We start from the raw sequence: 26,595 nt of genomic DNA on the forward strand, positions 1-26,595 counted from the left end.
GTCGCGGACGGGCCCCGTCCTCGGGAATAGGACCCGCGCGCTACGCCGCGGCCTCCGAATCGGGGCGCGCGACGGTCTGGATCGCCTCAAATCCCTCGAATTGCGGATGGCCCAGGTACAGGGGCTTGGTCGAGGGCACGCGGCCATGCGCTTTGCGGAACTGCTCCGAGCGGGTCCACGCCTCGAAATCGGCTTTCGACGACCAGATGGTGTGCGACGCATAGAGGACGTGGTCCTCGTGCTCGGGTCCGCGCAGCAGGTGGAACTCGACGAAGCCCGCCATCTCGCCGAGATGACTGTCACGACCGAGCCAGACCTGCTCGAAATCTTCCGTCGCATCCTTGACGACTTTGAAGCGATTCATTGCGATAAACATGATCCACCTGGGTTTTCGGGCGTCCGGGGCGGTCCCCATCGACGAAGGGAATCTGGGGCGCCGGCCGGGGAAAGACCATCGGATTCGGCGCATGCGTCGCGGCCGCGGCCGGAGCCGCCCCGCCTGAACCCCGATCCGTGTCGTTACCGAAGGTGACGCCGAAGGGTTTCGTGCTGCGAATGACAGCGCAATGCAGCGAATCTCGGCTTGGAGATCACAACGTCGCGCTTGCAATCCGTGCCGGCTTTGTGGTCAAGCTGTCAGAATGGTCAGGTCCGATGCTGATGCGGAGTAAAACGCCCAGTGGCATTTGACGGCAGACAAGGATAGTCTCACAGAGCTCGTGAAATTGACGTTCGACTGCCTTTGTTTCGTGATGAATGAGCTTGGGGTGTCCTGCACAGCTTTGTACGAAAGCGCTCAATTCTCCCAGCCCTTCCGGGAGCGAGGCCGAGCGGGAATTTCTTTAGGGACTGAATCGAGAGATGATGCCGAAGCAGACTACCGACGTTGATCGCCTCGTCGGATTGAGGATCACCGCACTGCGCAAGGCGCGCGGCCTCAGTCAAACCGCACTCGGCACTGCCGTGGGCGTCACCTTCCAGCAGGTCCAGAAGTATGAGAAGGGCCAGAACCGCGTCGGCGCCGGTCGCCTGCGCGAGATCGCCCGTCTCCTCGAGGTTCCGGTCTCGGCGTTCTTCGAGGAGGACGAAGTCGGCGGCACCCAGTCGGACGTCTTCGGCTTCCTCAGTGCGCAGGGCGCCATCGAGTTGCTGCGGGCCTACGCGCTGATCGAGGACGATCAACTGCGCCGCGACGTGCTGGCGATCGTGCGCACCGCCGCCAAGATGGGCAAGCAGGCCCCCGAGCCCGCCGCCGCTGCCGAGTAGGGGCTCGCGTCGAGGCCCTACCCGATCCAGTGGAAGAAGCTGCCGGTGACGGAGCCGCGCCGGTGCCCCGCGATGCCGAGGGGCACGCCTTCCGCGTCGGTCACGGCAGCCAGGCCGGTCTCTTGCGTCGGTGCGTCGCTGCGCTCGCTGGCGTAGTGGAACTCGTGCCCGACCAGGCGCGCGCCCGCACCGCCGAGGGACCCTTCGGCCAGAAGCGTCGCGACCCGGTAGCCGAGATGGAGGCGGCGCGCCTTGTAGGACGTCGCCACGGGCAGCAGCCCGGCCATCGCGTGCGTCACGCCGGCGGCGTCCTCCAGGCTTTCGCCGAGGACCATGTAGCCGCCGCATTCGCCGTGGACCGGCTTATGCTGCGCGAAGTCGCGCAGGCCGCCGAGGAAACGATCGGCCTGCGCCAGACGGCCGGCATGCAGCTCCGGATAGCCGCCGGGCAGCCAGCACGCATCGCAATCGGCCGGCGGCGCCTCGTCCGCCAGCGGTGAGAACGGGACCAGTTCCGCCCCGGCCGCGCGCCAGCCCGCCTCCATGTGCGGGTACAGGAACGAGAAGGCCGCATCGGACGCCAGGGCGATGCGCTGGCCCGGCGGCCGGGGCAGGGTGCCCGAGCCGGGGCCGGGCGCCGCACCGGCCGCGGCGGCCAGGATCGCGTCGAGGTCGAGCCCCGCTTCGGCGAGGTCGCCGAGCCGGTCGAGGCGAGCCTCGAGGTCGTTGGTCTCGCGGGCCTGGACGAGGCCGAGATGCCGTTCGGGCAGGACGAGGCTGGCGTCGCGCATCAGGGCGCCGAGCACCGGCATGCCGATGCGGCTCAGGCCCGCCTCCACGAGACGGCGATGGCGCGGGCTCGCGACCTTGTTCAGCACCACCCCGGCGATGTGGATGCGGGGATCGTAGGCCCGGCAGCCGAGGGCGAGGGCGGCGGCGGATTGGGCTGCGCCCGACACGTCGAGGACGAGGATCACCGGCCAGCCGTAGCGCGCCGCGATGTCGGCGTTCGCCCCCGTCCGGCCCTCATGCGCCACGATACCGTCGAACAGCCCCATCGACCCCTCGGCCACCACGAGGTCGGCGCCGGTGGCCGCCAGGGCCGCCACCGCATCGAGCATCGGCTCGGGCATGGCGAAGCTGTCGAGGTTGAAGCTCGGATGCCCGGTGGCCGCCTGGTGGAAGGCGGGGTCGATGTAGTCCGGTCCGCACTTGGCGCCCCGTACGGCGAGTCCGCGCCGGGCCAGCGCCCGCATCAACGCCAGCGTCACGGTGGTCTTGCCCGAACTCGAGCGGGGCGCCGCGACGAGGAGGCCGGGCACGCTCATGCGCGCTCTCCCGTCGCCGGTGAGCCGGCCGCGCGCTCTCCCAGCACGGTACTGCCGGTGGGGCGGAAGCGGCGATCGTAATCGGGCGAATACAGGGCGCTTTCGCGGAACTCCGCCGGGTCGAGCGCGGGTCCCACCAGGATGAGCGCCGTTCGCTCCAGGCCGGCCTCCGCCACCTGGCCCGCCAGGGTCGCCAGGGTTCCGGTCAGCACGCGCTCGTCGGGCCAGGTGGCGCGGAACACCACCGCGGCCGGGCAATCGGCGCCGTAGAACGGCGTCAGCTCGGCCACCACCGTGTCGATGACGTGGATGGACAGGTGCAGGGCCAGCGTCGCGCCGGTGGCGGCGAAGGCCGCGAGGGTCTCGCGCTCCGGCATGGCGCTGGCCCGCCCCGAGGTCCGGGTGAGAACCACGGACTGGGCAAGGCCCGGCACCGTGAGTTCGCGTCGCAGCAGCGCGGCGGCGGCTGCGAAGGACGGCACGCCCGGCGTCACCGTGAAGGGAATGCCGGCCTGCGCGAGCCGGCGGGTCTGCTCGGCCAGGGCGCTCCAGATCGACAGGTCGCCCGAATGCAGGCGCGCCACGTCGTGGCCCGCCGCGTGGGCGGCCGCGCATTCGGCCACGATGGCGTCGAGGTCGAGGGGGGCCGTGTCGACGATGCGCGCGCCCGGCGGGCACCAGCCCAGGATTTCGGGCGCCACCAGCGAGCCGGCATGGAGGCAGACGGGGCAGCGCGCGATGAGATCGCGCCCGCGCACGGTGATGAGGTCGGCCGCGCCCGGACCGGCGCCGATGAAGTGAACGGTCATGAGCCCTGCGTGACGGATTGTGCGCGAAGCGCAAGGGCGCAGGTCGCTCCGGCGCTGGCGATTCGCCGCACCACCAGGGTCGCCCCGACCCCGGCGGCGGCCAAAGCCGCGGCTTCCGCCACCGAGCCGACTCGGCGCGAGGCCTCGATCCGCGGCGAGCGGGTGGATACCTGCGCGTCGACGGCGATCATGGCTTCGGACGGGATGGCGTCGAGGGGACGGCCTAGGGCGTCGGCGACGCTGCGGATCGGGGGCTCCCCGGCCCGGTCGGCCGCGGTGGCGAGGCGGGCCACGCGAGCGAGCGGCACTCCGGCCGCGTCGCAGGCCCGTGCCACCAGCGCGAGGATCTCATCGGCCGGGGTCGCGCGGCGGAAGCCGATCCCGGCGATGAGGTCGGGCGCACGGGCATGAGGAGGGTCGGCATGAAGTGGGCCGGCAAGAGGTGGGCCGGGATGGGGCGCATTGGGATGGGGCGGGCCGGAATCGCCCGGCATCAGGCCTTCACCCAGCTCCACTGCGTCACCGGCATGGCGCTGCGCCAGCCGTGCAGAGGCCCGACCGGATCCGCATGGGCGACCGCGAGGCGCTTGAGGCTGCCGCCCTGGCGCGCGAAGGCCGCGAGCAGCACCGCCTCCCCCTCGAGGGTGACCACGTTGGCGACGAGGCGTCCGCCGGGGCGCAGGGCGGCCCGAGCCGTATCGAGGACGCCCGGCACGGTGATGCCGCCGCCGACGAACACGGTGTCGGGTTCGGGCAATCCGGCAAGCGCGTCGGGGGCCCGGCCCTCGACCACCCGCAGGTCCGGTACGCCGAGCCGGTCGGCGTTGCGGGCGATACGGGCGGCCCGGACCGGGCTGCCCTCGATGGCGACGGCCTTGAGGCTCGGATGGCGCAGCATCCACTCGATCGAGATCGAGCCGGCCCCGGCGCCGATGTCCCACAGGGTCTGGCCGACGCGCGGACGCAGGGCGGCCAGCGTCACGGCCCGGATGTCGGCCTTGGTGAGCTGGCCGTCATTCTCGAACCAGGCATCGTCGAGGCCGGGACTCAAGCCGACGACCCGGGCTTCGGGCGATCCCACGACCTCGATGCCCAGGGTGTTGAGGGGGTCGATCTCCTGAAAGGCGAAACCGTCAGCCAGGGCGCTGCGGCGGCGTTCCCGCGCGCCCCCCATGGCCTCCAGGACGGTCAGGCGGGAGGCGCCGAGGCCGCGCTCGCGCAGCAGGCTGGCGACCGCCCCCGGCGTCGTCCCGTCCCAGGTCAGGACCAGGAGGCGGGCACCGGGCTGGAGATGCGGGATCAGCCGGGGCAGCGCCCGGCCGTGCAGGGTCAGGCAAGCGGTCTCGGCCATCGGCCAGCCGAGGCGGGCGCAGGCGAGGCTGAAGGCGGACGGATGCGGAAAAACCCGCATCTCGTCGGCCGGAACCAGGCGGGCGATTTCGGCGCCGATGCCGTAGTGGAACGGGTCCCCGGTGGCGAGGATGCAGGTCGGTGTTCCGCGCCGGGCGAGCAGACCCGGATAGGCCTCGGCGATCGGGCTGGGCCAGATCCGCGTCTCGGCCGCCAGAGGCGCCGCCAAGGCGAGGTGCCGGCGCCCGCCATAGATCAGGCTTGCGCCGTCGAGGGCCGCGCTGGCGGCGGGGCTCAGGCCCGCGCGTCCGTCCTCGCCGAGGCCCACGATGGTCAGCCAGGGCGCCGCCGGCCGCGGGGTGGACTCGGTGTCATCGGTCATGGAGAACGCCCCCATGGACGGCGAAAGCATGCGGATTCTGATCCTGGGCGGCACCGGCGAGGCCGGCGCGCTGGTGCGCGGATTGCTGGCGTGCGGAGACCGCCACGCCGTCACTCTGTCGCTCGCCGGCCGTACCAGCCAGCCGAAGGCGGAGCCGGTGCCGACCCGGATCGGCGGGTTCGGCGGCGCGGATGGCTTGGCCGCGTGGCTGGCCCAGGACCGCACCGATCTGGTGGTCGACGCGACCCATCCCTTCGCGGCCCGGATGAGCGCCAACGCCGCCGAGGCCTGTGCCCGCACCGGCACGCGCCTGCTGGCGATCCGGCGTCCGGCTTGGCAACCGGTGTCCGGCGACCACTGGACGGAGGTGCCCGACATGGAGGCCGCAGCCCGAGCGCTTGGCCCCGCGCCGCGCCGGGTCTTCCTCACCATCGGGCGTCAGGAGGTGGCGGCCTTCGCGGCCGCGCCCCAGCACGACTACGTCGTCCGCGCTATCGAGAGCGTCGATCTGGCGGTGCCGCGCCTGAGCACGATCCAGGCTCGCGGCCCCTTCGACGAGGCCGCCGAGGCGGCGTTCCTGTCCGGGAGCGCGATCGAGGTCCTGGTCTCGAAGAATTCCGGCGGCAGCGCCACCTACGGCAAGATTGCCGCCGCGCGGTCGCTCGGGCTGCCGGTGATCATGGTCGCCAGACCGCACAAACCGGAGGTGCCGAGCGTGCCGGACGTGACGGCCGCGCTGGATCGGATCGCCATCCTCTGAGGCCTGCGCCGCCCTGCGCATCACGCGGCCGGCACGCTGCGCGGCGTGTAGACGAAGGGCGTGGCGTCGCCGCGCGGGATCAGCCGGGTCGCCGAAGCGCCGATGATCACCACGGTGGCCATGTCGGCGGTGGTGTCCCGGGCCTGATCGAGGGTGAGGATCCGGATCGCCTCGTCGGGGCGCGAGACCGCGCGGGCGAACACCACCGGTGTGTCGCCGCGCCGGATTCCGGCCGCCAGATCGAGGGCCCGGCCGAGCTGCCAGGGCCGGGCCGAGGAGATCGGGTTGTAGAGGGACACCACGAAATCCGCCTGCAGCACGGCCTCCAGCCGGGCGGTGATGACCTCCCAGGGCTTGAGGTTGTCCGACAGGGACATCGCGCAGAAATCGCCGCCGAGCGGCGCGCCGAGCCTGGCCGCGGCCGCCAGCATGGCGGTGATGCCGGGCTCGACCGTAATGGGGAGGCTGGCCCAGGCCGGGTCGCCGGCCTCCACCGCCTCGAAAACGGCGGCCGCCATGGCGAAGACGCCGGGATCGCCGCCGGAGACCACGGCCACGCGCCGGCCGGAGGCGGCCAGTTCGAGAGCGTGGCGCGCCCGGTCGACCTCGACCCGGTTGTCGCTGGCATGGCGCATCAGGCCCGGCCGCTCGGGAACCCGGGCGACGTAGGGGATGTAGCCGATCAGGTCCTCGGCCTGGTCCAGGGCGGCCTGGGCCGCTGCCGTCAGCAGGCGCGGATCGCCGGGTCCGAGACCGATCACCGTCAGCGAACCGCTCACGGGCGGCGCCCCTCGCCGGGCAGCAGGACCATCGAGAAGTAGGGCGCGTCGTCGTCGGGCTTGTCCTTGAGCGCGATCACCCGCTCGCCCGCCATGGTGCCGCGCTCGACATAGACCGCGCGCTCCAGCACGCCGGCTTCGGCCAGCGCCGCCCGCACCTTGGGCAGGTGCCGGCCGAGCTTCATCAGCACGGCGGCGTCGGTGGCGCGCAGTCGCTCCACCAGGTCGGCCTGCGCCAGGGTGGCGGGCAGCACGGTGAGCACGTCGTCGCCCCAGGTGATCGGGGTTCCGGCCCGGGTCCAGCAGCCGGACATGCCGGTGACCCCGGGCACCACCTCCACGGGGAAGCGGTCCTTGAGGCGGCGCCACAGGTGCATGAACGAGCCGTAGAAGAACGGATCGCCCTCCGACAGGATCGCCACGTCCCGGCCCGCGCCGAGATGGTCGGCGAGGCGGGCGGCCGCGTCGTCGTAGAAGGCGGCCAACGCCGCGACGTAGTCGGGATGCTCGGGGTGAAGCTCGGTGGTGTAGGGATAGACCAGCGGGCACTCGCGCGCCGGCTCGGCGGCCACCACCGCGTCCGCGATGGTGCGGGCATTGCCGCGCCGGCCCTTCTTGCAGAAATGCACCAGCACCGGCGCCCGCTCCAGCACCCGTACGGCGCGGACGGTGAGGTAATCCGGCTCACCCGGCCCCATGCCGACGCCGAACAGGGTGCCGGTGGTCGCCAGGCGGGGCATCTCGGTGCGCTCCGCCGCCTCGGGGGGAAGCCCCTCGCTCGCGTCCATCACTCGATCTCTCACTCGATCTCTTGCGCGAGCGCGTTGACGGCCGCCGCCGTCATGGCGCTGCCGCCGCGCCGTCCGTGCACCACGATGAAGGGCACCCGGCCGTCGCGCGCCAGGGCCTCCTTCGATTCCGCCGCCCCAATGAAGCCGACCGGGATGCCGATGACGGCGGCGGGAGGGGCCACGCCCTCGTCGAGGAGTTCGAGGAGCCGGAACAGCGAGGTCGGGGCGTTGCCCACCGCCACCACGCTGCCGGGCAGGTGCTCGCGCCACAATTCCATGGCGGCGGCCGAGCGGGTGGTGCCCATGGCGGCGGCCATGGCGGGCACGCGCGGATCGCTCAGGGTGCAGATCACCCGGTTGTCGGCCGGCAACCGCGCCCGGGTGACGCCATCGGCGACCATGCGGACGTCGCACAGGATCGGCGCGCCGGCCTTCAGGGCGGCCTCGCCGGCCCGGGCGAAATCCTCGGAGGCCTCCACGTCGCGGGGCAGGTCGGTCATGCCGCAGGCGTGGATCATCCGCACCACGACCCGCTCGGCAATGCCCTGGAAGCGCGCGAGATCGGCCTCCGCCCGGATCATCGCGAAGGAGCGGGCATAGATTTCCCCTCCGTCACGCAGGTAGTCGAGGCGGGAACTCATGACGGTCCGGGTCCTGGCGAAGGGTGCGGGAAGATCTGGGCGAGAGACGATGCCGAATCCGCCCTCCTTACGCGCTCCAGCGCGGCCTCGAAAGGGAGGTGCGTCGCCGGCAAGGCATCGGGCCGGCCGGAGATCACCACGTCGTAGAGCCCGTGGCGCCCCACCAGGGTGAGGTCGGCCGCTCCCGGATGGGCGCAGCCCTTGGCGCAGCCCGAGACATGGGCGCGCAGGCCCCGCGTGGCGAAGGACCGGAACGCCTCCGCCAGGCGGGCGGCGTCGTCCAGGGTCGGCGTCGAGCCGGAGGCGCAGGCCGGGGCGCCCGGACAGGCGGCCACCGCGCCGCGCGGATCGTCGGCCCGGGTCAGAAAGCCGGCCGCGGCCAGGGTTTCGCGCGCGGTCTCGGCGGCACTGACCTTGGAGCAGACGAGAAGGAAGCCGCGCGTCGGCGACAGGCGCAACCCGTCGGCGCCGGCGGCGGCCGCCGTATCGGCGAGCTTGTCGAGGGCATCGGCCCTGCAGCGCCCAAAGGGGGCATCGACAAGGAGAGCGCGGGCACCATCCGCTGGCGAACGGGACACGACCGGGTCGGCGGATGCCGGACGGTCGGAATTCAGGGCGAATACGCCCGGGCGCGGGCCGGACCTTTCGAAGGAGGGCGGAACCCGGCGCAGGCCGAATTGCTCCAGGCCGTGCCTGCGCGTCTCGGCCGGGACATCCCGCATCCGGCGCTGCCCGCTCGCAGCCAGGAGGCGCAGGACCGCATCCACGACGACCAAGGCCTCCGCGCCGGAAAGACCCCACCTCGCCGCGTCGCCGGCAAGATGCAGCGCCAAGCCCTCTCGCGTGGCGACGAGATGAAGATCGGCCTCCGCCGCGCCGAGGGTGATCCCGCCTGCGGCCGACTCGACGGCCACCAGGGTCTTCGGCGGCAGCCCGGAAATCGCCAGCCCGATCGCCTCGATCTTCCGCGCGAGCGCGGGGACATCGGCGCCCGCATCCGGTTCGAGCCCGGCGAGCGGCGTGGTCAGGGTCAGGCGCTGAGGCCCTCCGTCATGGCGCACATCGCCGAGCCCGGCCGCTTCCAGCCTCTCGGCGAGGCCGCACCGGGTCGCCTCGGTGACGCCGCGGACCTGCAGGTTGGCCCGTGCCGTCACGTCGATATGGCCGTTGCCGAAGCGGCGCGCGCCGTCCGCCACCGCCCGGGCCTGGGCGGGGGTGAGGCGACCGAGGGGCGGGTGGACGCGGGCGAGCAGGCCGTCGCCGGTGGGCATCGGCCGGGCGAGGCTCGGGCACCAGCCGCGGCGGCTCGGGGCCTCCGGGGACACGCGCCGGCCCGGCGTTTGGGGGGCCACGCGATAGGGCACGCTCATTCGGCCGCCTCGCGCAGCAATTCGTCCGCCGCCATGGCGTTGCGCCGGGTCTGCCACAGGCCGCGCCGGCGCAGGTCGTCGAAGCGCTCCAGGATGGCGCGGGCCGCCTCCGGATTGGCCGCCCGCAGGGTCTCGAAGGTGTCGAGATCGGCCACCATCGCGCCGTAGAGCCGGTCGAGATCGGCATGGGAGACCGCGTCGGTGGCCGCGGCGAGCACGAACACGGCATCGACGCCCTGCGCCAGGTCCTGGGCCCCGCGATAGCCGTGCCGGAGCTGCGCCGCGATCCAGCGCGGATGGGCGAGGCGTCCCCGGATCAGCCGGGCGGCGTCCTCGCGGGCGGTGCGGGCCTTCGGCGTCTCGGGCGTCGCGACGTCGAGGCTGTAGAGGGCCGGGGTTCCCCCCGTCAGCGCGGCGGCGGCCGAGAACCCGCCCATCGCCTCCACGGCGGCGTCGCCGTCGAGAAGGTCGCGCTCGGCCACGTCGAAGGCGTGCACGTAGGCATCGGCCCGGGCGACGCGTTCGGCGAAGCCCGCATCCGCCTCGTCCGTCGCGCCGCCATAGGCGTAGGAGGTGGCGTCGAGATAGGCGCGCCCGAGATCGTCGCGGCTGTCCCAGGCCCCGTCGAGGGCGAGCCCGCCGGCTCCGGCACCGTAGCGCCCAGGGGCCGCGCCGAAGACGCGGGACGCCGCCTCGCCGCGGCGGCGAGCGGCCGCGAGGGGGTTCTCGTCGTCCTCCTCGTCCCGCGAAGCCACCGCCGCGGCGGCGCGGGCCAGCAGCGACAGGGTTTCCGGGAAGGTGTCGCGAAACGCGCCGGACACCCGCACCGTCACGTCGATGCGCGGACGGTCGAGGAGCGCCAGGGGCAGCACCTCGAAGCCGGTGACGCGGGTGGAGGCATGGTCCCAGACCGGGCGAACGCCCATCAGCGCCAGCGCATGGGCGATGTCCTCGCCGCCCGTGCGCAGGGTGGGCGAGGCCCAGAGGTCCATCACGATCCGGGCCGGATAGGCGCCCTCGTCCTGCAGGTAGCGCAGGACCACCGCGTCGGCGGCCTTGGCCCCCAGCAGGGTGGCGGCCCGGGTCGGAAGGCTGCGTGGATCGAGAGTGGCGAGGTTGCGGCCCGTAGGCATCACGTCGGTGCGTCCGCGCGACGGCGAGCCGGCGGGACCGGGGGGCACGAAACGGCCGTCGAGGGCGCGCAGCAGGCCGAGGCGCTCGCCCTCGGCGCAGGCCGCCACGTCGTCCGGGGATTCCGCTCCGGCTCGGCCGAACACGTGCAGCCCGTCGCGGGCGGTGACTTCGCCGAGGTCGCACAGATGCGCGTCGAGGGCCGCCAGCGCATCCGGCATCGGCGTGCCGGTATCGATCCCGGCGCCGGTGAGCAGGCCGGCCGAAGCGGCCTCGTCGAGAATGGTCCGCGCCAGGATCGCGGCGCGGCGCGGATCGAGCACGCTGGCGTCGGAATATTCCTCGACGAGGTCACGCAGGCGCGCGGCGTCGGGGTCGAGCCCGGTCACGCCGGTCTGCGGCGTCAGGTGGCCGAGGGCGATGCCGCCGAGACGCCGCTTCAGCGGAGCCGCCTCGCCCGGATCGTCGACGATGAAGGGATAGACCACCGGCAGCGCCCCGATGGAACGCGCCGGCCAGCACGCAGGCGAGAGCGCCACGGCCTTGCCGGGCAGCCACTCCGTGGTGCCGTGGGTGCCGAGATGGATCAGGGCATCGAACCGGGTGCGCAGCCCGAGGTGGAAGGCGAGGTAGGCGTGGGTCGGGACCGCGTCGGGGTCGTGATAGGCGGCCTTGCGGTCCGCCGCCCGCCCGCGATCGGGCTGGAGGAACAGCGCGATGGCCCCCGCCTGCACGGTCCCGAAGCGGAAGGCCCCGTCCCGGCAGGCCGGGTCGGCCTCCGGCGGCCCCCATTCGGCATCGACGGCCGCGCGGGCGTCGTCCGGCAGCGTGCCGAGCCAGGTCCGATAGGCGTCGAGGGACACGACGCAATCCTTCGGCCCCCGGGTGAGCGCCCGCATCAGCGCATCGCTCTCCGGCAGGTCGCCGACCGCGTAGCCGGCCTCGGCCAGATCCGCCACGATCGCGCGCGCGCTCTCCGGGGTGTCGAGGCCGACCGCGAAGCCCGCGCGCCCGCCGCGCGCCGGATAATCCGAGAGCACCAGGGCGAGCCGGCGTTCCGTGCGGGGGAGGCGGGCCAGGCGGACCCAGGCGGCGGCTCTGTCGGCCAAGGCCGCGATGCCGTCCGCATGCGGCACGGCCCGGCGCTCGGCGAATCCCTGGCTCTCCGGACCTTCCTCCTTGAACCCGATCGGGAATCCGGAGAGGCGCCCGTCGAATTCCGGCAGGGCGACCTGCATGGCGAGATCGGCCGCGCCCATGCCGCGGGCGGAGGCGGCCCAGGCGTCGCGCGCCGCACCGATGCTGAAGGCCTGGAGGACCGGGCAATCGGCGGCATCAAGGACGAAGCCCGCGTCCTCCCGCGCCGAGAAGGCGGTGGCGGCGATCACGATGGCGGGACCGTGCGCGGCGATCGCCGTCCGCAGGGGCTTCGTCGCGGCCGGGTCCTTCAGGCTCGACACCGCCACGGCCATCACGGCGAGGCCGCGCGCCTGGAGCGCTGCACCGAGCGCGGCAATCGGCACGGTGTCGCCGGACAGGACGCTGGAGCGATAGACCACCACCAGCGCCAGCGGCGCCTCGGCCGGAAGGGCCTGGAACGGCCGCCCGGCCGCGAGCGCCTGCGCGTCGTCGACGGGACCGCAGCCGGGGCATGCAATGAAGCCGCGCGGCAGGGGCAGCGGCGGCTCGACCGGCCCGGCCGATCCGATCTCGGCGGCGAGGCGTCCGATCAGGCGGCGCAGGTTTTCCGCGCCGCCGGCCCGGAAATAGGCGTCGAGGTCCGGAGCCAGGTCCGGCCGTGTGGAGAAGCCGTCGAGGCGCGGGTCGGGCCGGTCGTCGCCCGGCAGCACCACCAGGATCACGTCGTTGGCCCGCGCCGCCGCGCTCGCGCGCTCGATGCCGTAGCGCCAGTAATCGAGGCCGCCGAGGCAGCGGATGACGACGATCAGCGCCTTGGCGATCACCGCATCGACGTAGAGGTCGACCGACATCGGGTGGCGCAGCTTCGCGAGCTTGGCCAGCCGCAGGGTCGGCGCTTCGGGCGAACCCGCCGGAAAGGTTTTCGCGAAGGCCTGACCCATGCCGAACAGGTCGGAATCGGTGAAGGACAGGAAGACGATGTCGCCCGGCGCCTGACCGAGATCGACCGCGGCTTCACCCTCGTCGAGGGAGACCGTATCGATGCGGATCAGGTGCATGGCGGGTGCCGCGGCCTCATGGCCGCTCCTCCGACAGGGGCCTGCGCAGGCCGCCGCGACGGCGGCGGCGCAGGCGCCAGAGGCCGCGCAACAGAAGCACCGCGAGAGCGACGAGGGGGAGCCAGGGCAGGCTCCAGATGGCGAAGAGCAAGGCCGCGCCGGCACTCGCCCCGAAGATGGTGCCGGCCCTGGCCCAGGCCTCCTGCAACGGAGCGAGGGGACCTGCGCGTGCCTGATCGGCCTGGAACGAGAGCGCGATGAGTTCGGTCTCGACGCGCCGCTCGAGGCCGCGCTGCTTGGCCTCGTCCTCCTCGATCTGCGCTTGAACCTGGGCGATTTCCTGCGCGATCCGGATCAGATCCTCGACGCGGGTGTCGGGTTTCGCGGCCAGGGCGTCGAGGCGCTCGCGGTAGGCTTTGCGCTGGGCGAGCCGCCGCACGCCATCCTCGATCGTCGGGGTCAGGTCGTCGGCCCGGGTCGCCTGGCGCTGCAGGATGACATCGCTCGCCTGCTCCCCCGGAAGGGGCGCCGTAACGAAGGCGAGGTAGGCCGCGACCGCGCTGTGCGGAAGGCGGATGTCGAGCTTTGCGGAGGGACGCCCGGACGGGCGCGAACTCTCGCCGAACGAGGCCGATATCAGGGTGCAGTCGAGGACCGTGTCGGTCACGCAGCGGTCCCGCGCCGCTGCGAAGTGCGCGCCGACGCGATCCGCCGGAAGATCGATGGTCAGTTCGTGGGTATAGGCGAGCTTGACCGCGGTTCGCGGCGCCGGGGATGTGGCGCTCACCGGTGCGCCGGCGGGCGTGTCCGACCGCCTGGCATCCCGGCAGCCCCCGATTCCGAGCAGGGCCGCGAGACCGAGGGCGGCGAGCGGCAGCCGCCGCCGGCGGAGCCCGGCCGGGACGGGCCGCAGGGCCGCGCGGCGATTCATCCCGCCAGAGCCTCGGCGACGGCGCCCTGGTCGAAGCCCTTCAGGCCGATGACGACGAGGCGGCCGTCCCGCGGCTCGGAGGCTTTCCAGGGCCGGTCGTAATGATGGCTGATCCGCGCGCCGACGCCCTGGACCACGAGGCGCATCGGCTTGCCGGTGACCTCGGCGAAGCCCTTGATGCGGAGCACGCCCGCGGTCTCGGCGGCGCGGGCGACGCGGATCGCCAGATCCTCGGCGGTGGCGGCGGACCGAACCGGGAGGGCCACCGAGTCGAAATCGTCGTGGTCGTGGTCCTCGCCCTCACCGTGATGGGAGGGGCGCGCGTCGAGGTCGTCCTCGGCTGCAGCCTCGAGACCCAGGATCACGCGCGGGTCGAGGCGGCCGTGCTCGGCCTCGACCATCTTCACCGCGCGGGGCAGGTGCCCGAGCACCTCGGCCCGAACCTTGGCGCGCCCGGCCTCGTCGAGGAGGTCGGCCTTGTTCATCACCACGAGGTCGGCGCAGAGGAGCTGGTCCTCGAACACCTCTTCCAGCGGGTTGTCGTGGTCGACGCTGGCATCGTCGGCGCGCTGGGCGGCCAGAGCCGCCGGATCGTCGGCGAAGAAGCCGGCCGCCACGGCCGGTCCGTCGATCACCGCGACCACGCCGTCCACCGTCACCCGCGAGCGGATGGCCGGCCACTGGAACGCCTGGACAAGGGGCTTCGGCAGGGCGAGGCCCGAGGTCTCGATCAGGATGTGCTCGGGCGGATCGGCCCGGTCGAGGAGCTTGTTCAGGGCCGGCACGAAATCGTCGGCCACGGTGCAGCAGATGCAGCCGTTGGCCAGTTCGACGATGTCCTCGTCGCCGCAGCCCTCGATGCCGCAGGCCGCCAGGAACGAGCCGTCGAAGCCGATATCGCCGAACTCGTTGACGATGATCGCGAGGCGGCGGCCGTTGGCGTTCTCGACGAGGTGGCGCACCAGCGTGGTCTTGCCGGCTCCGAGGAAGCCCGTGACGATCGTGCAGGGAATCTTGGCGACAAGGGTCATTCGGCGGCGTCCGGATGGGGGGGCGCCGCGACGGGCGGCGGGAATGTGGGCGGGAGCGGCGGCGAGAACGGCGGAATACGGGCGACGACGCCCTTGCGGAATTCCTGCGGCCGGGCCTTCCACGGTACGATGCCGTCCGGCGTCTCGGCATAGAGCGCGACGCCGTCCAGGATGGTGCCGGCCGAGGCGACCGGATCGAGATCGCCGTAGACGTAGGTCCAGCGCCCCTGCGACGCGACCGCCACCGTGCAGGGCCGCTTGCACACCGAGAGGCACTCGACGCTCTCGACCGTGATGCCCGGATGACCGCCCGCGCTCACCGCCTCCTGGAGGGCGGCGAGCAGGCGCGCCCCGGCGCGTGGCTCGGAGACGTCCCCGGCCGCCCGGCAGGTGGCGCAGACGTAGAGCGTGACGGCGGCGCTGTCCGTCTGACGCAGGTCTTTGGGTCCTTGATCCAGCAACGGGTCAGTCGACTGGTCAGGCATGGGCCGTCCGGGCCTTGCCGAACAATCCCCAGGCCCAGCCATAGGCCAGCCCGATCACGGCCCAGAACACGAAGGCGATGCCGAGCGAGCGTGCGGCGAACTGCGCCGCGTAGGCCGCCGGCAGGTTCGAGGCGGCGTGGCTGGTCTCCGGCGCGCCCGCGAGATGGGGGGCGACCAGGAGCACGATGCCCCCCGCGATGGTGATCGGCGCGCGCCGGATCGCGATGAGGTACAGCCCCATGGCGGTGGCGAGCGCCGTCATCACCCACCAGAACTGGCGGTCGGCGAGCGGCGCCGCCGCCATGCCGGGCAGTTCCGGCGCCAGCCCGAGAGCCGGTGCCAGGGCCACCGCGAGGAACCCCCCGATGGCGAAGCGCAGGCCGGTTTCGGGGCTTGGCTCGCGGTTGCAGGCGAGCAGCACGGCGCCGAGCAGCAGCGCGTAGCCGACGCCGCCCACCAGGGTGGCCAGCGCCGTGAAGGCCATGCGCGGCAGGCCGGGGCCGGGCTGCCAGTCGGGCGCGACCTCGCCGCCCGCGACCGAGGGGTCCTTGGTGCCGTGATCGTGACCGCCGTGGACGCGCACGACCAGGGAGGCGGGCGACAGGCGTGCGGGATCTGCCGAGGCCTGCGTCTCGTAGCGCTCGGCCGCGATGATGAGCGGCGAGGTGAGCGCGAGCTGCAGGCCCGTCGCGACCACAGCCGCGAGGAAGCCGGCGACCAGGGCCGCCGACACGAGCCGGATGATCATGGGGGTGTCTGCCTTAAGCGGAGGCGCTCAGTGGCAGGGGAAATTCTGGCTGTGGCGGAAGTCGTGCGCCGCATTGTGCAGCGCCATCGCGGGGGCGAAGCCCGCCATGAACACGAGGCCGAGGCCGAGGAAGGCGGCGAAGAGCACGGCGCCGAGACGCTCGTTGGTGCGGGTGCCGGTCAGGACGAGGGTGTTGGTCGACATCGGTTCATCTCCTGGCCGCCCCGCCGGCGGCCGTCACGGATCGATCGGGTGGACGGAAGGTCCACGCTCGATGGCAGGTCCACTCTCGGCGGCAGGTCTCCTGGCTCGCGGGTCGCTGGTCCTGCCGCCTTCCCGGATCGCTCCAGTGGCCGATGGCAGTCCCGTCTCCGCTCACAGTTGCGGGGGCAGCTGCGGTTTCAGGGTCGCCCCCTCACCGCATTCCCTTTTCACCCCGTCGCCGGGGCACCGTCCGATCCACGCTTCTACGCGGTTGCCGTCGCGCTGACAACGCGGCCCGGATCGGATTCCGGCCTTTGACCCGAGGGCTCGATTTCGGGCACAGGAGGCCCATGCCGAACCTCCCTCCCAGACTGACTCTCGTGCTCGGCGGCGCGCGCTCCGGCAAGAGCGCCCACGCGGAGGGGCTGATCGAGGCCTGTCCCGCCCCCTGGCTGTACCTCGCCACGGCGCAGGCCTGGGACGACGAGATGCGCGACCGCATCGCGCTCCACCGGGAGCGCCGCTCGGCCGACTGGATCACCCGCGACGTGCCGATGGACCTGGCCGGGGCGGTGGCCGCTGCGCCCGGGCCGGTGCTGGTCGATTGCCTCACCCTCTGGCTCACCAACCTGATCCTGGCCGAGGCCGACGTGGAGGCCGCCACCGCCGCGCTGTTGGCGGCCTGCGCGGCGGCGCCCGGCCCGGTGGTGCTGGTCGGCAACGAGGTCGGGCTCGGCATCGTGCCGGACAATGCGCTGGCCCGCCGGTTTCGCGATGCCGCCGGGCGGCTGCACCAGCGCCTCGCGCGACAGGCCGACCACGTCGTCTTCCTGGTGGCGGGCCTGCCCCTGATCGTGAAACCCCAAGCTGGAGCCACCCCATGACGGACGCCGTGAACGACGCCGAACGCCATCGCGAAAAGATGGAGAAGCGCAAGGCGGTGCAGGACGCCGAGGTCGCCGGCAAGACGATCGAGAAGGGGCTTCTCATCGTCAACACCGGTCCCGGCAAGGGCAAGACCACGGCGGCCCTCGGGCTGATGCTGCGGGCGCTGGGCCATGGCTGGCGCGTCGGCGTGGTCCAGTTCATCAAGGGCGCCTGGGACACGGGCGAGAAGCACGCGCTCCAGGTCTTCGGGGACCGGATCGACTGGCACACCCTCGGCGAGGGTTTCACCTGGGAGACCCAGGACAAGGCCCGCGACATCGCCGCCGCCGAGCACGCCTGGGCCAAGGCCCTCGACCTGATGGCGGATCCGACGATCCGCCTCGTGGTGCTGGACGAGCTCAACATCGCGTTGCGCTACGATTACCTGGACCTCGATGCCGTGGTGGCGGCCTTCCGGGCGCGCCGGCCTGACCTCCACGTCATCGTCACCGGCCGCAATGCCAAGCCGGCCCTGATCGAGGCCGCCGATCTCGTCACCGAAATGGGCTCCGTGAAGCACCACTTCGCCGCCGGGGTGAAAGCCCAGGTGGGCATCGAATTCTAGGAACGGATGTCTGTCGACGGGGCGACCCGAAAGCGCAACGTCCTGTTGATCGAGGGCGCGAAACCTGCGCTGTTCCCTGGGTTTCAATCAGGAGATGCGGGGCGTGATTCCGTGGTTGCCGGCTCTGAGCGTGTTCGCCTTGTCGTCCGCGAGCGCGGCCCCGCTGTGCGGGTACGAGGCTGCCTCGATCGATCAGATGGTCGGTGACATCACCCGCGCGGGTGGCCGCGTCGTGCTCGATACGCCGGACTTCATCGCCGCGGAGGAACCGCGCCGCCTGATCCTCTGGACCTTCGCCAAGCCGAAATCCGGGCAGTTCCCGGCCTTCATCTGCCGTCAGGTCGTTCAAACGGGCGATCGGATCGACATTCAGTTGAGCGCCGTCTGCAAGGGCGCGAAGCCGCAATGCGACGCCCTGATTGCCAGCGTGCTCGATCAGCAGCAGAAGGCCACGCAGCATCTTCGCCCCTGAATGATGGCCTCCGCTTCCGATGCGGCGCCATCGACGCTGACAGGTCCTTGCCCGATGACCCGCGCCATCATGATCCAGGGCACCGGCTCGGATGTCGGAAAGTCGCTGATCGTCGCCGGTCTGTGCCGGGTCTTCGCGCGGCGGGGGCTGAGCGTGCGGCCGTTCAAGCCGCAGAACATGTCGAACAACGCCGCCGTCACCGCCGATGGCGGCGAGATCGGGCGGGCGCAGGCGCTGCAGGCCCGCGCGGCCGGGGTGGCGCCGTCGGTGCACATGAACCCGGTGCTGCTGAAGCCCCAGAGCGAGACCGGGAGTCAGGTCGTCGTCCAGGGCCGCATGGTCGGCACCGCCAAGGCGCGCGACTACCAGGCCTGGAAACCGCGTCTCCTCGGTGCGGTGCTGGAGAGCTTTTCGCATCTGAAGGCCCAGGCCGACCTCGTGGTGGTGGAGGGCGCGGGCTCGGCCTCGGAGGTCAATCTGCGGCGCGGGGACATCGCCAATATGGGGTTCGCCCGGGCCACCGGCACGCCGGTGATCCTGCTCGGCGACATCGACCGGGGCGGCGTCATCGCCAGCCTCGTCGGCACGAAAGCGGTGATCGACGCCGAGGACGCGGCGATGATCCGGGGCTTTCTGGTCAACCGCTTCCGCGGTGACCCGACCCTGTTCGCGGACGGGATGGCCACCATCGCGGCGGCGACCGGCTGGCCGAGCTTCGGGCTGATCCCGCACTTCCCCGACGCGGTGCGCCTGCCGGCGGAAGACGCCCTCGGCCTTGCCGGATCGGCCCCCGGCGGCGCGCGGCGCAAGGTCGTGGCCGTGCCGGTGCTGCCGCGCATCGCCAATTTCGACGACCTCGACCCGCTCCGGGCCGAGCCCGACGTGGCGGTGGTGCTGGTCCGCCCGGGCGAGGCGATTCCGGTCGCCGACCTCGTGCTGCTGCCGGGCTCGAAGACCACCATCGACGATCTCGAATTCCTCTGCGCCCAAGGCTGGGACATCGACATCCGCGCCCATGTCCGGCGCGGCGGGCGGGTGCTCGGGCTGTGCGGCGGCTACCAGATGCTCGGCCGGCGCATCGACGACCCGCACGGCATCGAGGGGGAGGCCCGCTCCGTCGCCGGCCTCGGCCTCCTCGACATCGAGACCGTGATGACGCCGGTCAAGCATCTCTCCGCCGTCACCGGCACCAGCCTGCCCGACGCGGTCGCGTTCTCGGGCTACGAGATGCATGTGGGCGACACCACCGGGCCGGACACGGCGCGCCCGGCGATCCGCCTGCGCGACGGGCGTCACGACGGGGCGATCTCGGCCGACGGGCGCGTCACCGGCACCTACGTGCACGGGTTGTTCGCCGACGACCGCCAGCGCGGCGCCTGGCTCGCCCGTCTCGGCGCGGCCCCGAGCGGCCTCGCCTACGAGGCCGGAATCGAGGCGGTGCTCGATCGTCTCGCCGATCACCTCGAAGCGCATGTCTCTTGCGACGCGCTGCTCGCGCTGGCGTCGTAGCGACGGAACGGACTTGGCTCACCGCCGGGTCCGCGCCGAATGGGCTCGGCGAGGAACGACCCGACGCCGGCCCCATCCGAGATGGACGCGCCTCGCGCACGCCGCCATCTGCCCTGAGATCCTGTTCCTCAGGTCCCTGTGGCGCGTCGCGCTCCTAAGGAATCGCCACCGCGTATTCGCGCGGGCCGCCGTTCAGCACGCTGTCGAACACCACCAGCACCCGGCCGGGGCCGAGGCGGACGATGCCCTCGGGCTTGCCCCGGGCCTCGTCGCCCTCCAGCGGCGCGAGGGTGCCGAGCGGCGTGACCCGGCCCGAGGGCAGGTCCGCCAGGAACAGCCCATAGGGCACGGACAGGCCGTTCCGGGTCGGCCCCGAGAGCACGAGGAGGCGCCCGTCCGGCAGGGCGGTGAGATCGCGGATGCCGGCATCAGCGCCGAGGGCGAGGGGGATCGTCACGGGCTTGGCGGCGAGCGGCGCGTCGCCGGGCGCGAACAGCGGGGCGACGGGCACCGAGACCAGGAAGGCCGTGCCGTCCAGCACCGGTGCGCGCAGCCCGGCATAGAGCGTGTCCCCGATCACCGCGAGGCCCTCGACGTTGAGGCCGGACAGCGGCTTGCCGCCCTCGCGCGGCTCGAGGTCCTTCAGGGCATAGGCGCCCACCGTGTCGGCGGTCCGCAGGGCGTCGTTGAGGCGGTAGGTCGTCTCGACGCGGGCCTCGGTGCCGTCCGGGTTCGGGCGCAGGCGGGCGAGGAGGCCGGTGGACAGCTTGAACTCGCGCCCACGCCGGCTGCAGCCATGCGAGCCGGTGACGTAGAAATCGGGGGCGGCATAGGCCACGGCCTCGCCGTCCATCTCCCGGTAGGCGCCCTGGCCGAGGGTGCATTCGCCCGTGACCGGAGGCGCGCCGACGGCGGATTTCGGCGGCTTGCGGCCGACGATGTCGATCACGGCCCCCGGCGTGAGGGTGGTGCCCTGGAGCGTGGCGAACTGGGCGCCCGCCGCCTCGTCGTCCACCACCATGCAGGTGCGTGGGCCGGCCTCGGCCGGCGCACAGGCGATGCCGCTGATGTCCTCGGCGGGCTTGCTCCTGTGCTTGGTGATCTCGCCCGCCAGCCCCTCGGCGACGGTGTAGGTCCTGTCGACCGGATGCAGCACCTGCGCCCAGGCCGGGCCTGAGAGCGCCAGCGCCGAAGCGGCGGCGACGAGCGAGCGGCGGATCATGGCGGGTCTCCGGGGGAGGGGCGGTGCCGCGCTCATAGCAGGGCGCCGGTGAAAAGGGCGAGGAGCAGGGCCGCGAGGCCGAACAGGAGCCCGCACGCGGTGCGGTACAGGGCCAGGGCGCGCTCGACGTCGGCGGGGGTCGCCTCCGCCCGTCCATCGCCCATCCAGCCATCCTCGACCCGGGTGGTGCCGTAGGTGCGCGGGCCGGCAAGGCGCAGGCCGAGGGCGCCCGCCATGGCGGCCTCGGGCCATCCGGCATTGGGCGACCGGTGCCGGCGCGCATCCCGCCGCACGGCGCGCCATGCCGCGCCGGGGGAGGCCCCGGACCGGAGCGCCGCCGCCAGGATGATCAGCAGCCCGGTCAGCCGCGAGGCCGGCAGGTTGACGAGATCGTCGAGGCGGGCGGCAGCCCAGCCATAGGCTTCGTGGCGCGGGGTGCGATGGCCGATCATGCTGTCGGCGGTGTTGATCGCCTTGTAGAGCGTGCCGCCCGGCAGGCCGCCGACCCCGATCCAGAAGGCCGGTGCCACGATGCCGTCGGAGAAGTTTTCGGACAGGCTCTCGATCGCGGCCCGGCAGATGCCGGCCTCGTCGAGGCTCTCGGGATCGCGCCCGACGATCATCGAGACCGCGACGCGCCCGCCCGCGAGCCCGTCGCGGCGCAGGTCGGCGGCGACGCGGGCGACGTGGCTGTGCAGGCTGCGCTGGGCCGGCAGGCTCGCCGCCAGTACGGCGAGAATCGGGAGGGCGGCCCACATCCCCGCCGCGCGCGCCAGGGCGGTGAGCGCGAGGGCGAGGCCGCCGACGAGACCGAGCAGGACCAGAAGCCCCGCCACGCCGGCGATCCGGCGCCGGGCGGGCGTGCCGCGGTTCAGCCGCCGGTCCAGGGTCCCGATCAGCGCGCCGATCCAGGTGACAGGATGGCCGAGCGCCCTGTAGAGCCGGTCCGGATAGCCGGCCGCCGCTTCGATCGCGAGGGCCAGCACCAGAACGATGAGCGTATCGGGCGGATGGGTGAGGGCGGTCCAGGACATGGCGTCTCGGTGAGTTCGGGCCCGGTGGCGGAAGAGGTGGCGGAAGAGGTGTCGGTGAGAGAGCCGATCGCCCATGGCGGCGATCTCGATGCCGCCCGGAGCCTGTTCCCTGAGGCGCCCGAGCCGTGGATCGACCTCTCCACCGGGATCAATCCGGTGCCCTATCCGTGTCCGGCCCTGGAGGCCAGCGCCTTCCACCGTCTGCCCTCGGCGGCCGACCTCGCGGGCCTGCATCGGGCGGCCGCCCGCGCCTACGGGGTCGCCGACCCGGACCGCATCGTGGCGGCGCCGGGCACCCAGATCCTGATCGAGACGCTGCCGCGCCTGCGGGCGCCGGGCCGGGTCGCCGTGCTGGGGCCGACCTATGCCGAGCACGCCGCGGCCTGGACCCGCGCGGGTCATCGCGTCGCGACCGTGGCGGAGATCGGGGGGGCGGCCGGCGCCGACGTCGTGGTGATCGTCAATCCGAACAATCCCGATGGGCGTCGCTGGACCGCCGGGACGCTGCTCGCCCTGGCCGGCGACCTCGCCGGACGCGGCGGCCTGCTCGTGGTCGACGAGGCTTTCATCGACCTGGAGCCGGTCGAGTCCCTGGCGCCCGCAATCGTGCCGGACCTCGTGGTGCTGCGCTCCTTCGGCAAGACCTACGGGCTCGCCGGTATCCGCCTCGGCTTCGCCCTCTGCGACCCCGCCCTGGCGGCACGCCTCGCCGAGGCTTTGGGTCCCTGGGCGGTGTCGGGGCCGGCGCTCGCCATCGGCCGGACCGCCCTGTCGGACGAGGCCTGGCGGCAGGACGCCCGGGTCGCCCGGGGGGCGGATGCGGCCCGCCTCGACCGGATGATCGCGCGGGCGGGCGGCACTGTGGTCGGCGGCACCGGCCTGTTCCGCACCGCCGATTTTCCCGCGGGGGCCGCCCTGTTCGAGCGCCTCGGTGCGGCCGGGATCTACGTCCGGCGCTTCGCCGGAGCGCCTGGGCGCCTGCGCTTCGGCCTGCCGGCGGACAAGACCGAGTGGTGCCGCCTGTCGCGCATCCTGCGCTAGGGCGCGGCGGGCCGACCGCGCGCCGTCAGGCGCCCTTGCGCTCGAGCGCGCTGACCAGGAAACCCGCCGCCGCCAGGGCGATGCCCACGGTGCAGACGCCGGACCAGCCCGCGATCAGGAAGGCCTGCGAGCCCGCGAAGGCGCCGAATGCGCCGAACACGAACATCACCGTGAACAGCACCGTGTTGATTCGGCCGCGCGCGCTCGGCACCAGGGCGTAGACGCGGGTCTGGTTGGCGATCAGGGCGGCGTTCAGCCCGATGTCGATCAGCAGCACGCCGATCCCCACCGCCACCAGGGACCAGATCCCGGCCCACAGCACCGCGAAAGCGGCGACCACCAGAAGGGCGCCGATCACCACCATCGGGCGCGGGCCGTGGCGGTCGGCGAAGCGGCCGGAGAGCGGCGCGACGCAGGCGCCCGCGACACCGATCACCCCGAACAGGCCGGCCCCGGCGGCGGTGAGGTTGAAGGGCGGCGCCTCCACCAGCAGCGCCAGCGTCGCCCAGAAGGCGTTGAAGCCGGCGAACAGCAGCCCCTGCGAGACGCTGGCGCGGCGCAGGGCCGGCTGCGACCGCACCAGATGCAGGATCGACAGCATCAGGGCGCGGTAGCGCAGGGGGCGGGTCTGCGCGGCGCCCGGAAGGGTCGCGGCGGCGATGCCCGCCATCAGGACCGCGATGCCGGCGGCGGCGAAGAACACGGCGCGCCAGCCATACTGCGCGCCGACGAGGCCGCTCGCCGTGCGGGCGAGAAGGATGCCGGTGAGGAGGCCGGTCATCACCTGGCCGACCATGCGCCCGCGCGTGGCGTCCGGCGCGAGCTCGGCCGCGAACGGGACCGCCTGCTGGGCCGCCGAGGCCAGGATGCCGATGACGAGGCTCGCGCCGGCGAGCGCCGCCAGGTTCGGGCTCAGGGCCGCCGCCAGCAGCGCGAGAGCGAGGCCGAGGGTCTGCCCGATGATCAGGCTGCGCCGGGACAGGCTGTCGCCGAGGGGCACCAGCGCGAGGATGCCGAGGCCGTAGCCGATGAGGGAGGCGGTCGGCACCCAGAGCGCCGCCCGGGCGCCGAACTCGTTCACCAGCAGCGCCAGCAGGGGCTGGTTGTAGTAGATGTTGGCCACCGCGCCGCCGGCGATCAGCGTCAGGCCGAATCGGGCCCGGGGCGTGAAGCCGTGCGGCGTGGGGGCGGCCGTGCCCGATGGGGCGCTCATGCGCCGGCCACCGGCAGCCAGCGCCGCGCCGGTGCGCGCGGATGCGGATCGAAGTCAGCCATCATGTCGGACAAGCTCGCAGGTCGCAGGCCCGATGGGCGCGACAGGATCGGGGAATCGGAACGCGGCGTTCGCCGACCGGTTAGGCCCGCGCGCCGGCTTCGGCAACCCGCGCCCGTCTTGGGTTTGTCCCTCCGCCCGCGGAGGTCGGGAACGGCGCTGCTGCGGCCGCGCCGACCAAGCTTGAGATACACTGTCCGGTCATCGCGCATTGTCTTGCATTCGGGCGTCGAACCATGACGTCGCGGGGTGCTTTGCATCCGATTTCGCGTGTCCCATATACACATTCTTATCGGCGACTGATGCGGCGGGGGGCTTCGGCTCGGGTCACACTTGGAATTCTTCGCATCTTGCGCTCTGATCCGGTTTCGAGGCGATGAGTCTGAACAGGGACGGGTGTTCGCCGTGACAAACGCGCCTTTGCGGTAGCAAATCTTGCGGATCGCGCCCGCGGTCCGTCCATCGGGATCGTCCGGCTGAGGCAGCCTGATCCGCTCATCGACCAGGGAGTTTCGAATGGCGACGTATCGCGTCCACTTTGCCAAGCAGATCTTCGGCGTCCCCTTCACCGTCGGGTCGGTGGACATCACCCGGGCCCGGGACCCGATGCGGGCGCTGCGGGCGGCCGAACTGCGCTTCGCGCGCCAGCACGGAGTCGAGGATTGGCGCGAGCGGGCCGACCGGGCCGACATCGCCCCGGCATCCGGCGGCCAGAACTGAGTGTTCCCGTCGCGCCGGCTGGTCTTTCGCGCCTCGACACGCTTTGCCGCCCCGGTCTCTGGCCTCTGGAGCGGACACGCCCTAAAGTAACGGCCAAGCCGGGTACCCACGACGCGCGGGGCTTTGGTTCGCCCGTGCCGGGCGTCAGCGAAGGGTCAGGCGGCGTGACATGGCGGCGATCTCTTTCTTCGGCGATCTGCTCCAGACCATCAGCGACCGGGGCCGGGATCTCATCGGAATCGGGCGCGGTGATCTGGCGGCCCGCGCCACCGCCCAGGAACTGGTCAAGCTCTGCGAGGACCTGATCTCCCGGCGCGGCGAGGCCTCCGGCGTCGCTTTGGCCCGGCTGATCCTCGAGCGCTACGCCACCCTGGCGAAGCCGGAGCGCGGCAGCTTCCTGCGCCTCGTCGCCACCGAATTCGCCGCCGACCATACCGCCGTCGACGAGGCGATCGCGGCCTACCGGGCCGATCCGACACGGGCGGCCCTCAGCGTCCTCCACGACGCGGCCGAGCCGCGCAGCCAGGAACTGATCCGCCGCCTGAACCTCGCCCGCGACGGAACCCGTGCCCTGGTGCGGATGCGCGAGGACCTGTTCGGCCTGCGGCGCGACCTGCGGCAGGAGGAGGCCGACCCCGACCTCATCGACGCGGCCGACAGCCTCGACAGCGATTTCGAGCACCTGTTCGCCTCGTGGTTCAATCGCGGATTCCTGGTGCTGCGCCACATCGACTGGACCACGCCGGCCCATATCCTCGAAAAGATCATCCGCTACGAGGCGGTGCACGAGATCACCGGCTGGGACGATCTGCGCCGGCGCATCGAGCCGACCGACCGGCGCTGCTTCGCCTTCTTCCACCCGGCCCTGGTGGACGAGCCGCTGATCTTCGTCGAAGTCGCGCTCACCGCCGGCATCGCCCCCGCCATCGCGCCGATCCTAGCCCACGAGCGCGAGCCGCTGCCCCTCAAGGCCGCCACCACGGCGATCTTCTACTCGATCTCGAACTGCCAGAAGGGCCTGGCCGGCGTCACCTTCGGCAACTTCCTGATCAAGCAGGTGGTCGAGGATCTGGCCCGCGAGATCCCGAGCCTGAAGACCTTCGTCACCCTCTCGCCGGTGCCGGGCTTCTCGGCCTGGCTCGACCGCGAGCGCCGCTCCGACGCGCCGCAGGGACTGACCCGCGAGGACGTCGAGGCCCTGCGGCTGATCGACGAGCCCGACTGGCACGGCGACAAGGCCAAGTGCGAGGCCGTGCGCAAGGCGATGATCCCGGCCGCGGCCGCCTACTTCCTGCGCGCCAAGAACGAGCGCGGCCGGCCCCTCGACCCGGTGGCCCGGTTCCATCTCGGCAACGGCGCCCGGCTGGAGCGCCTGAACTTCCTCGGCGACGTCTCGGGCAAGGGTTTGGCCCAGTCGCGCGGGCTGATGGTCAACTATCTCTACGACCTCACGGCCATCGAGAAGAACCACGAGACCTACGCCAATCTCGGCACCGTCGCGGCCTCCAGCGCGGTGAGCCGCGAGCTGCGCACCAATCTGCCGCCGATGCGGGCGGTGGCCCTGGCCGAGGCGTGATCCGCCAGCCGAGCCCGCTTTCCGCCGTTCCTCGAAGGGACCCGCCGAAGAT

General features: G+C 72.7%; 27 protein-coding genes and 1 riboswitch. Of the genes, 9 read left to right on the forward strand and 18 right to left on the reverse strand.

From position 1 onward, the window contains the following. Positions 1 to 40: 40 nt before the first annotated feature. A complete protein-coding gene (locus ASF60_RS01230; protein WP_056179034.1) occupies positions 41 to 376 on the reverse strand; it encodes an antibiotic biosynthesis monooxygenase family protein in 336 nt (111 codons plus the stop codon). Between the two features lie 485 nt (positions 377 to 861). Here ASF60_RS01230 and ASF60_RS01235 point away from each other — a divergent pair, with 485 nt between their 5' ends. Beyond that, a complete protein-coding gene (locus ASF60_RS01235; RefSeq protein ID WP_056179038.1) occupies positions 862 to 1,266 on the forward strand; it encodes a helix-turn-helix domain-containing protein in 405 nt (134 codons plus the stop codon). Positions 1,267 to 1,283: 17 nt separating this feature from the next. Here ASF60_RS01235 and ASF60_RS01240 read toward each other — a convergent pair whose 3' ends face one another. Genes ASF60_RS01240 through ASF60_RS01255 form a run of 4 tightly spaced genes read right to left on the reverse strand, consistent with a single transcriptional unit; the run spans position 1,284 to position 5,135 of the window. Continuing rightward, a complete protein-coding gene (locus tag ASF60_RS01240) occupies positions 1,284 to 2,594 on the reverse strand; it encodes a cobyrinate a,c-diamide synthase (protein ID WP_056179041.1) in 1,311 nt (436 codons plus the stop codon). Further along, entirely contained in the window at positions 2,591 to 3,403 is an 813-nt protein-coding gene (gene cobM, locus ASF60_RS01245; protein WP_056179044.1) for a precorrin-4 C(11)-methyltransferase, read from the reverse strand. Before cobM ends, ASF60_RS01240 begins: the two co-directional genes overlap by 4 nt. After that, on the reverse strand, positions 3,400 to 3,897 hold the full coding sequence (locus ASF60_RS01250) for a cobalamin biosynthesis protein (protein ID WP_082507674.1): 498 nt from the start codon (positions 3,895 to 3,897) through the stop codon (positions 3,400 to 3,402). The genes cobM and ASF60_RS01250 overlap by 4 nt, the downstream gene beginning before the upstream one ends. After that, a complete protein-coding gene (locus ASF60_RS01255; protein WP_056180000.1) occupies positions 3,897 to 5,135 on the reverse strand; it encodes a bifunctional cobalt-precorrin-7 (C(5))-methyltransferase/cobalt-precorrin-6B (C(15))-methyltransferase in 1,239 nt (412 codons plus the stop codon). The genes ASF60_RS01250 and ASF60_RS01255 overlap by 1 nt, the downstream gene beginning before the upstream one ends. A gap of 13 nt (positions 5,136 to 5,148) precedes the next feature. Between ASF60_RS01255 and ASF60_RS01260 the strand changes: the two genes are divergently transcribed. Beyond that, positions 5,149 to 5,895: a cobalt-precorrin-6A reductase gene (locus ASF60_RS01260; RefSeq protein ID WP_056179047.1), complete on the forward strand. Its 747-nt coding sequence runs from the start codon at positions 5,149 to 5,151 to the stop codon at positions 5,893 to 5,895. A 20-nt stretch (positions 5,896 to 5,915) separates the two neighbouring features. Here ASF60_RS01260 and cobJ read toward each other — a convergent pair whose 3' ends face one another. The 10 genes from cobJ to ASF60_RS01310 are packed head-to-tail and all read right to left on the reverse strand — an operon-like array spanning position 5,916 to position 16,204. Next, entirely contained in the window at positions 5,916 to 6,674 is a 759-nt protein-coding gene (cobJ, locus tag ASF60_RS01265; RefSeq protein WP_056179050.1) for a precorrin-3B C(17)-methyltransferase, read from the reverse strand. Beyond that, positions 6,671 to 7,462, reverse strand: coding sequence for a precorrin-2 C(20)-methyltransferase (locus ASF60_RS01270; protein WP_056179053.1), 792 nt, complete (start codon positions 7,460 to 7,462; stop codon positions 6,671 to 6,673). Before ASF60_RS01270 ends, cobJ begins: the two co-directional genes overlap by 4 nt. Before the next feature lie 11 nt (positions 7,463 to 7,473). Beyond that, positions 7,474 to 8,106, reverse strand: coding sequence for a precorrin-8X methylmutase (locus tag ASF60_RS01275; protein WP_056179056.1), 633 nt, complete (start codon positions 8,104 to 8,106; stop codon positions 7,474 to 7,476). After that, positions 8,103 to 9,476 carry a precorrin-3B synthase gene (gene cobG, locus ASF60_RS01280; RefSeq protein WP_056179060.1) on the reverse strand — a complete coding sequence of 458 codons (1,374 nt, stop codon included), beginning with the start codon at positions 9,474 to 9,476 and terminating at the stop codon, positions 8,103 to 8,105. The genes ASF60_RS01275 and cobG overlap by 4 nt, the downstream gene beginning before the upstream one ends. Next, positions 9,473 to 12,805: a cobaltochelatase subunit CobN gene (gene cobN, locus ASF60_RS01285; protein ID WP_056179063.1), complete on the reverse strand. Its 3,333-nt coding sequence runs from the start codon at positions 12,803 to 12,805 to the stop codon at positions 9,473 to 9,475. The genes cobG and cobN overlap by 4 nt, the downstream gene beginning before the upstream one ends. A gap of 16 nt (positions 12,806 to 12,821) precedes the next feature. Further along, positions 12,822 to 13,736: a DUF4349 domain-containing protein gene (locus ASF60_RS01290; protein ID WP_056179066.1), complete on the reverse strand. Its 915-nt coding sequence runs from the start codon at positions 13,734 to 13,736 to the stop codon at positions 12,822 to 12,824. After that, positions 13,733 to 14,767 carry a cobalamin biosynthesis protein CobW gene (gene cobW / locus ASF60_RS01295; RefSeq protein WP_056179069.1) on the reverse strand — a complete coding sequence of 345 codons (1,035 nt, stop codon included), beginning with the start codon at positions 14,765 to 14,767 and terminating at the stop codon, positions 13,733 to 13,735. The genes ASF60_RS01290 and cobW overlap by 4 nt, the downstream gene beginning before the upstream one ends. Beyond that, the gene (locus ASF60_RS01300) at positions 14,764 to 15,252 is read right to left on the reverse strand and encodes a DUF1636 family protein (protein WP_082507675.1); all 489 of its coding nucleotides are present in this window, start codon (positions 15,250 to 15,252) and stop codon (positions 14,764 to 14,766) included. The genes cobW and ASF60_RS01300 overlap by 4 nt, the downstream gene beginning before the upstream one ends. Continuing rightward, complete coding sequence (locus ASF60_RS01305) at positions 15,245 to 16,000, reverse strand: CbtA family protein (RefSeq protein WP_056179072.1); 756 nt, start codon at positions 15,998 to 16,000, stop codon at positions 15,245 to 15,247. Before ASF60_RS01305 ends, ASF60_RS01300 begins: the two co-directional genes overlap by 8 nt. Before the next feature lie 27 nt (positions 16,001 to 16,027). Then, positions 16,028 to 16,204, reverse strand: a complete 177-nt coding sequence (locus ASF60_RS01310) for a CbtB domain-containing protein (RefSeq protein ID WP_056179075.1) — start codon at positions 16,202 to 16,204, stop codon at positions 16,028 to 16,030. Between the two features lie 73 nt (positions 16,205 to 16,277). Continuing rightward, a riboswitch (cobalamin riboswitch) is annotated at positions 16,278 to 16,470 on the reverse strand. 84 nt (positions 16,471 to 16,554) lie between these two features. On the opposite strand from ASF60_RS01310, the gene cobU reads away from it, so the two are divergent. From cobU to ASF60_RS01330, 4 genes are all read left to right on the forward strand, one after another. Beyond that, positions 16,555 to 17,088, forward strand: coding sequence for a bifunctional adenosylcobinamide kinase/adenosylcobinamide-phosphate guanylyltransferase (cobU, locus tag ASF60_RS01315; protein ID WP_200940880.1), 534 nt, complete (start codon positions 16,555 to 16,557; stop codon positions 17,086 to 17,088). Further along, positions 17,085 to 17,696 (forward strand): cob(I)yrinic acid a,c-diamide adenosyltransferase, encoded by a 612-nt coding sequence (cobO, locus tag ASF60_RS01320; protein WP_056179078.1) that lies wholly within the window; start codon positions 17,085 to 17,087, stop codon positions 17,694 to 17,696. Before cobU ends, cobO begins: the two co-directional genes overlap by 4 nt. Positions 17,697 to 17,799: 103 nt before the next feature. Continuing rightward, positions 17,800 to 18,168: a hypothetical protein gene (locus tag ASF60_RS01325; RefSeq protein ID WP_156633735.1), complete on the forward strand. Its 369-nt coding sequence runs from the start codon at positions 17,800 to 17,802 to the stop codon at positions 18,166 to 18,168. Between the two features lie 54 nt (positions 18,169 to 18,222). Next, positions 18,223 to 19,677, forward strand: coding sequence for a cobyric acid synthase (locus ASF60_RS01330; protein ID WP_200940882.1), 1,455 nt, complete (start codon positions 18,223 to 18,225; stop codon positions 19,675 to 19,677). A 154-nt stretch (positions 19,678 to 19,831) separates the two neighbouring features. Here the strand turns inward: ASF60_RS01330 and ASF60_RS01335 are convergent, their stop codons facing one another. After that, entirely contained in the window at positions 19,832 to 20,899 is a 1,068-nt protein-coding gene (locus ASF60_RS01335) for a DUF3616 domain-containing protein (RefSeq protein ID WP_082507676.1), read from the reverse strand. Positions 20,900 to 20,931: 32 nt separating this feature from the next. After that, positions 20,932 to 21,933, reverse strand: a complete 1,002-nt coding sequence (cbiB, locus tag ASF60_RS01340) for an adenosylcobinamide-phosphate synthase CbiB (RefSeq protein WP_056179083.1) — start codon at positions 21,931 to 21,933, stop codon at positions 20,932 to 20,934. 9 nt (positions 21,934 to 21,942) lie between these two features. On the opposite strand from cbiB, the gene cobD reads away from it, so the two are divergent. Continuing rightward, entirely contained in the window at positions 21,943 to 22,974 is a 1,032-nt protein-coding gene (cobD, locus tag ASF60_RS01345) for a threonine-phosphate decarboxylase CobD (protein WP_244476926.1), read from the forward strand. A gap of 25 nt (positions 22,975 to 22,999) precedes the next feature. Here the strand turns inward: cobD and ASF60_RS01350 are convergent, their stop codons facing one another. After that, positions 23,000 to 24,187 carry an MFS transporter gene (locus ASF60_RS01350; protein WP_056179089.1) on the reverse strand — a complete coding sequence of 396 codons (1,188 nt, stop codon included), beginning with the start codon at positions 24,185 to 24,187 and terminating at the stop codon, positions 23,000 to 23,002. 576 nt (positions 24,188 to 24,763) lie between these two features. Between ASF60_RS01350 and ASF60_RS01355 the strand changes: the two genes are divergently transcribed. After that, a complete protein-coding gene (locus tag ASF60_RS01355) occupies positions 24,764 to 24,967 on the forward strand; it encodes a hypothetical protein (protein WP_056179092.1) in 204 nt (67 codons plus the stop codon). Between the two features lie 169 nt (positions 24,968 to 25,136). Beyond that, a complete protein-coding gene (locus tag ASF60_RS01360) occupies positions 25,137 to 26,543 on the forward strand; it encodes a malonyl-CoA decarboxylase (protein WP_056179094.1) in 1,407 nt (468 codons plus the stop codon). Positions 26,544 to 26,595: the final 52 nt, after the last annotated feature.

It is taken from the genome of Methylobacterium sp. Leaf113 (genome assembly GCF_001423325.1).
Lineage (GTDB): Bacteria > Pseudomonadota > Alphaproteobacteria > Rhizobiales > Beijerinckiaceae > Methylobacterium.

What these genes read in the sequence shown, in the direction of transcription:
- ASF60_RS01310 (WP_056179075.1), bottom strand. Translation starts at nt 16,204, where the DNA reads ATGTCGACCAACACCCTCGTCCTGACCGGCACCCGCACCAACGAGCGT.
- cobW (WP_056179069.1), bottom strand. Translation starts at nt 14,767, where the DNA reads ATGACCCTTGTCGCCAAGATTCCCTGCACGATCGTCACGGGCTTCCTC.
- ASF60_RS01260 (WP_056179047.1), top strand. Translation starts at nt 5,149, where the DNA reads ATGGACGGCGAAAGCATGCGGATTCTGATCCTGGGCGGCACCGGCGAG.
- ASF60_RS01255 (WP_056180000.1), bottom strand. Translation starts at nt 5,135, where the DNA reads ATGACCGATGACACCGAGTCCACCCCGCGGCCGGCGGCGCCCTGGCTG.
- ASF60_RS01350 (WP_056179089.1), bottom strand. Translation starts at nt 24,187, where the DNA reads ATGAGCGCCCCATCGGGCACGGCCGCCCCCACGCCGCACGGCTTCACG.
- ASF60_RS01305 (WP_056179072.1), bottom strand. Translation starts at nt 16,000, where the DNA reads ATGATCATCCGGCTCGTGTCGGCGGCCCTGGTCGCCGGCTTCCTCGCG.
- cobN (WP_056179063.1), bottom strand. Translation starts at nt 12,805, where the DNA reads ATGCACCTGATCCGCATCGATACGGTCTCCCTCGACGAGGGTGAAGCC.
- cobM (WP_056179044.1), bottom strand. Translation starts at nt 3,403, where the DNA reads ATGACCGTTCACTTCATCGGCGCCGGTCCGGGCGCGGCCGACCTCATC.
- cbiB (WP_056179083.1), bottom strand. Translation starts at nt 21,933, where the DNA reads ATGTCCTGGACCGCCCTCACCCATCCGCCCGATACGCTCATCGTTCTG.
- ASF60_RS01330 (WP_200940882.1), top strand. Translation starts at nt 18,223, where the DNA reads ATGACCCGCGCCATCATGATCCAGGGCACCGGCTCGGATGTCGGAAAG.
- ASF60_RS01275 (WP_056179056.1), bottom strand. Translation starts at nt 8,106, where the DNA reads ATGAGTTCCCGCCTCGACTACCTGCGTGACGGAGGGGAAATCTATGCC.
- ASF60_RS01250 (WP_082507674.1), bottom strand. Translation starts at nt 3,897, where the DNA reads ATGCCGGGCGATTCCGGCCCGCCCCATCCCAATGCGCCCCATCCCGGC.
- ASF60_RS01270 (WP_056179053.1), bottom strand. Translation starts at nt 7,462, where the DNA reads ATGGACGCGAGCGAGGGGCTTCCCCCCGAGGCGGCGGAGCGCACCGAG.
- cobG (WP_056179060.1), bottom strand. Translation starts at nt 9,476, where the DNA reads ATGAGCGTGCCCTATCGCGTGGCCCCCCAAACGCCGGGCCGGCGCGTG.
- ASF60_RS01230 (WP_056179034.1), bottom strand. Translation starts at nt 376, where the DNA reads ATGTTTATCGCAATGAATCGCTTCAAAGTCGTCAAGGATGCGACGGAA.
- ASF60_RS01235 (WP_056179038.1), top strand. Translation starts at nt 862, where the DNA reads ATGATGCCGAAGCAGACTACCGACGTTGATCGCCTCGTCGGATTGAGG.
- ASF60_RS01300 (WP_082507675.1), bottom strand. Translation starts at nt 15,252, where the DNA reads ATGCCTGACCAGTCGACTGACCCGTTGCTGGATCAAGGACCCAAAGAC.
- ASF60_RS01335 (WP_082507676.1), bottom strand. Translation starts at nt 20,899, where the DNA reads ATGATCCGCCGCTCGCTCGTCGCCGCCGCTTCGGCGCTGGCGCTCTCA.
- cobO (WP_056179078.1), top strand. Translation starts at nt 17,085, where the DNA reads ATGACGGACGCCGTGAACGACGCCGAACGCCATCGCGAAAAGATGGAG.
- ASF60_RS01360 (WP_056179094.1), top strand. Translation starts at nt 25,137, where the DNA reads ATGGCGGCGATCTCTTTCTTCGGCGATCTGCTCCAGACCATCAGCGAC.
- ASF60_RS01240 (WP_056179041.1), bottom strand. Translation starts at nt 2,594, where the DNA reads ATGAGCGTGCCCGGCCTCCTCGTCGCGGCGCCCCGCTCGAGTTCGGGC.
- ASF60_RS01355 (WP_056179092.1), top strand. Translation starts at nt 24,764, where the DNA reads ATGGCGACGTATCGCGTCCACTTTGCCAAGCAGATCTTCGGCGTCCCC.
- ASF60_RS01290 (WP_056179066.1), bottom strand. Translation starts at nt 13,736, where the DNA reads ATGAATCGCCGCGCGGCCCTGCGGCCCGTCCCGGCCGGGCTCCGCCGG.
- cobU (WP_200940880.1), top strand. Translation starts at nt 16,555, where the DNA reads ATGCCGAACCTCCCTCCCAGACTGACTCTCGTGCTCGGCGGCGCGCGC.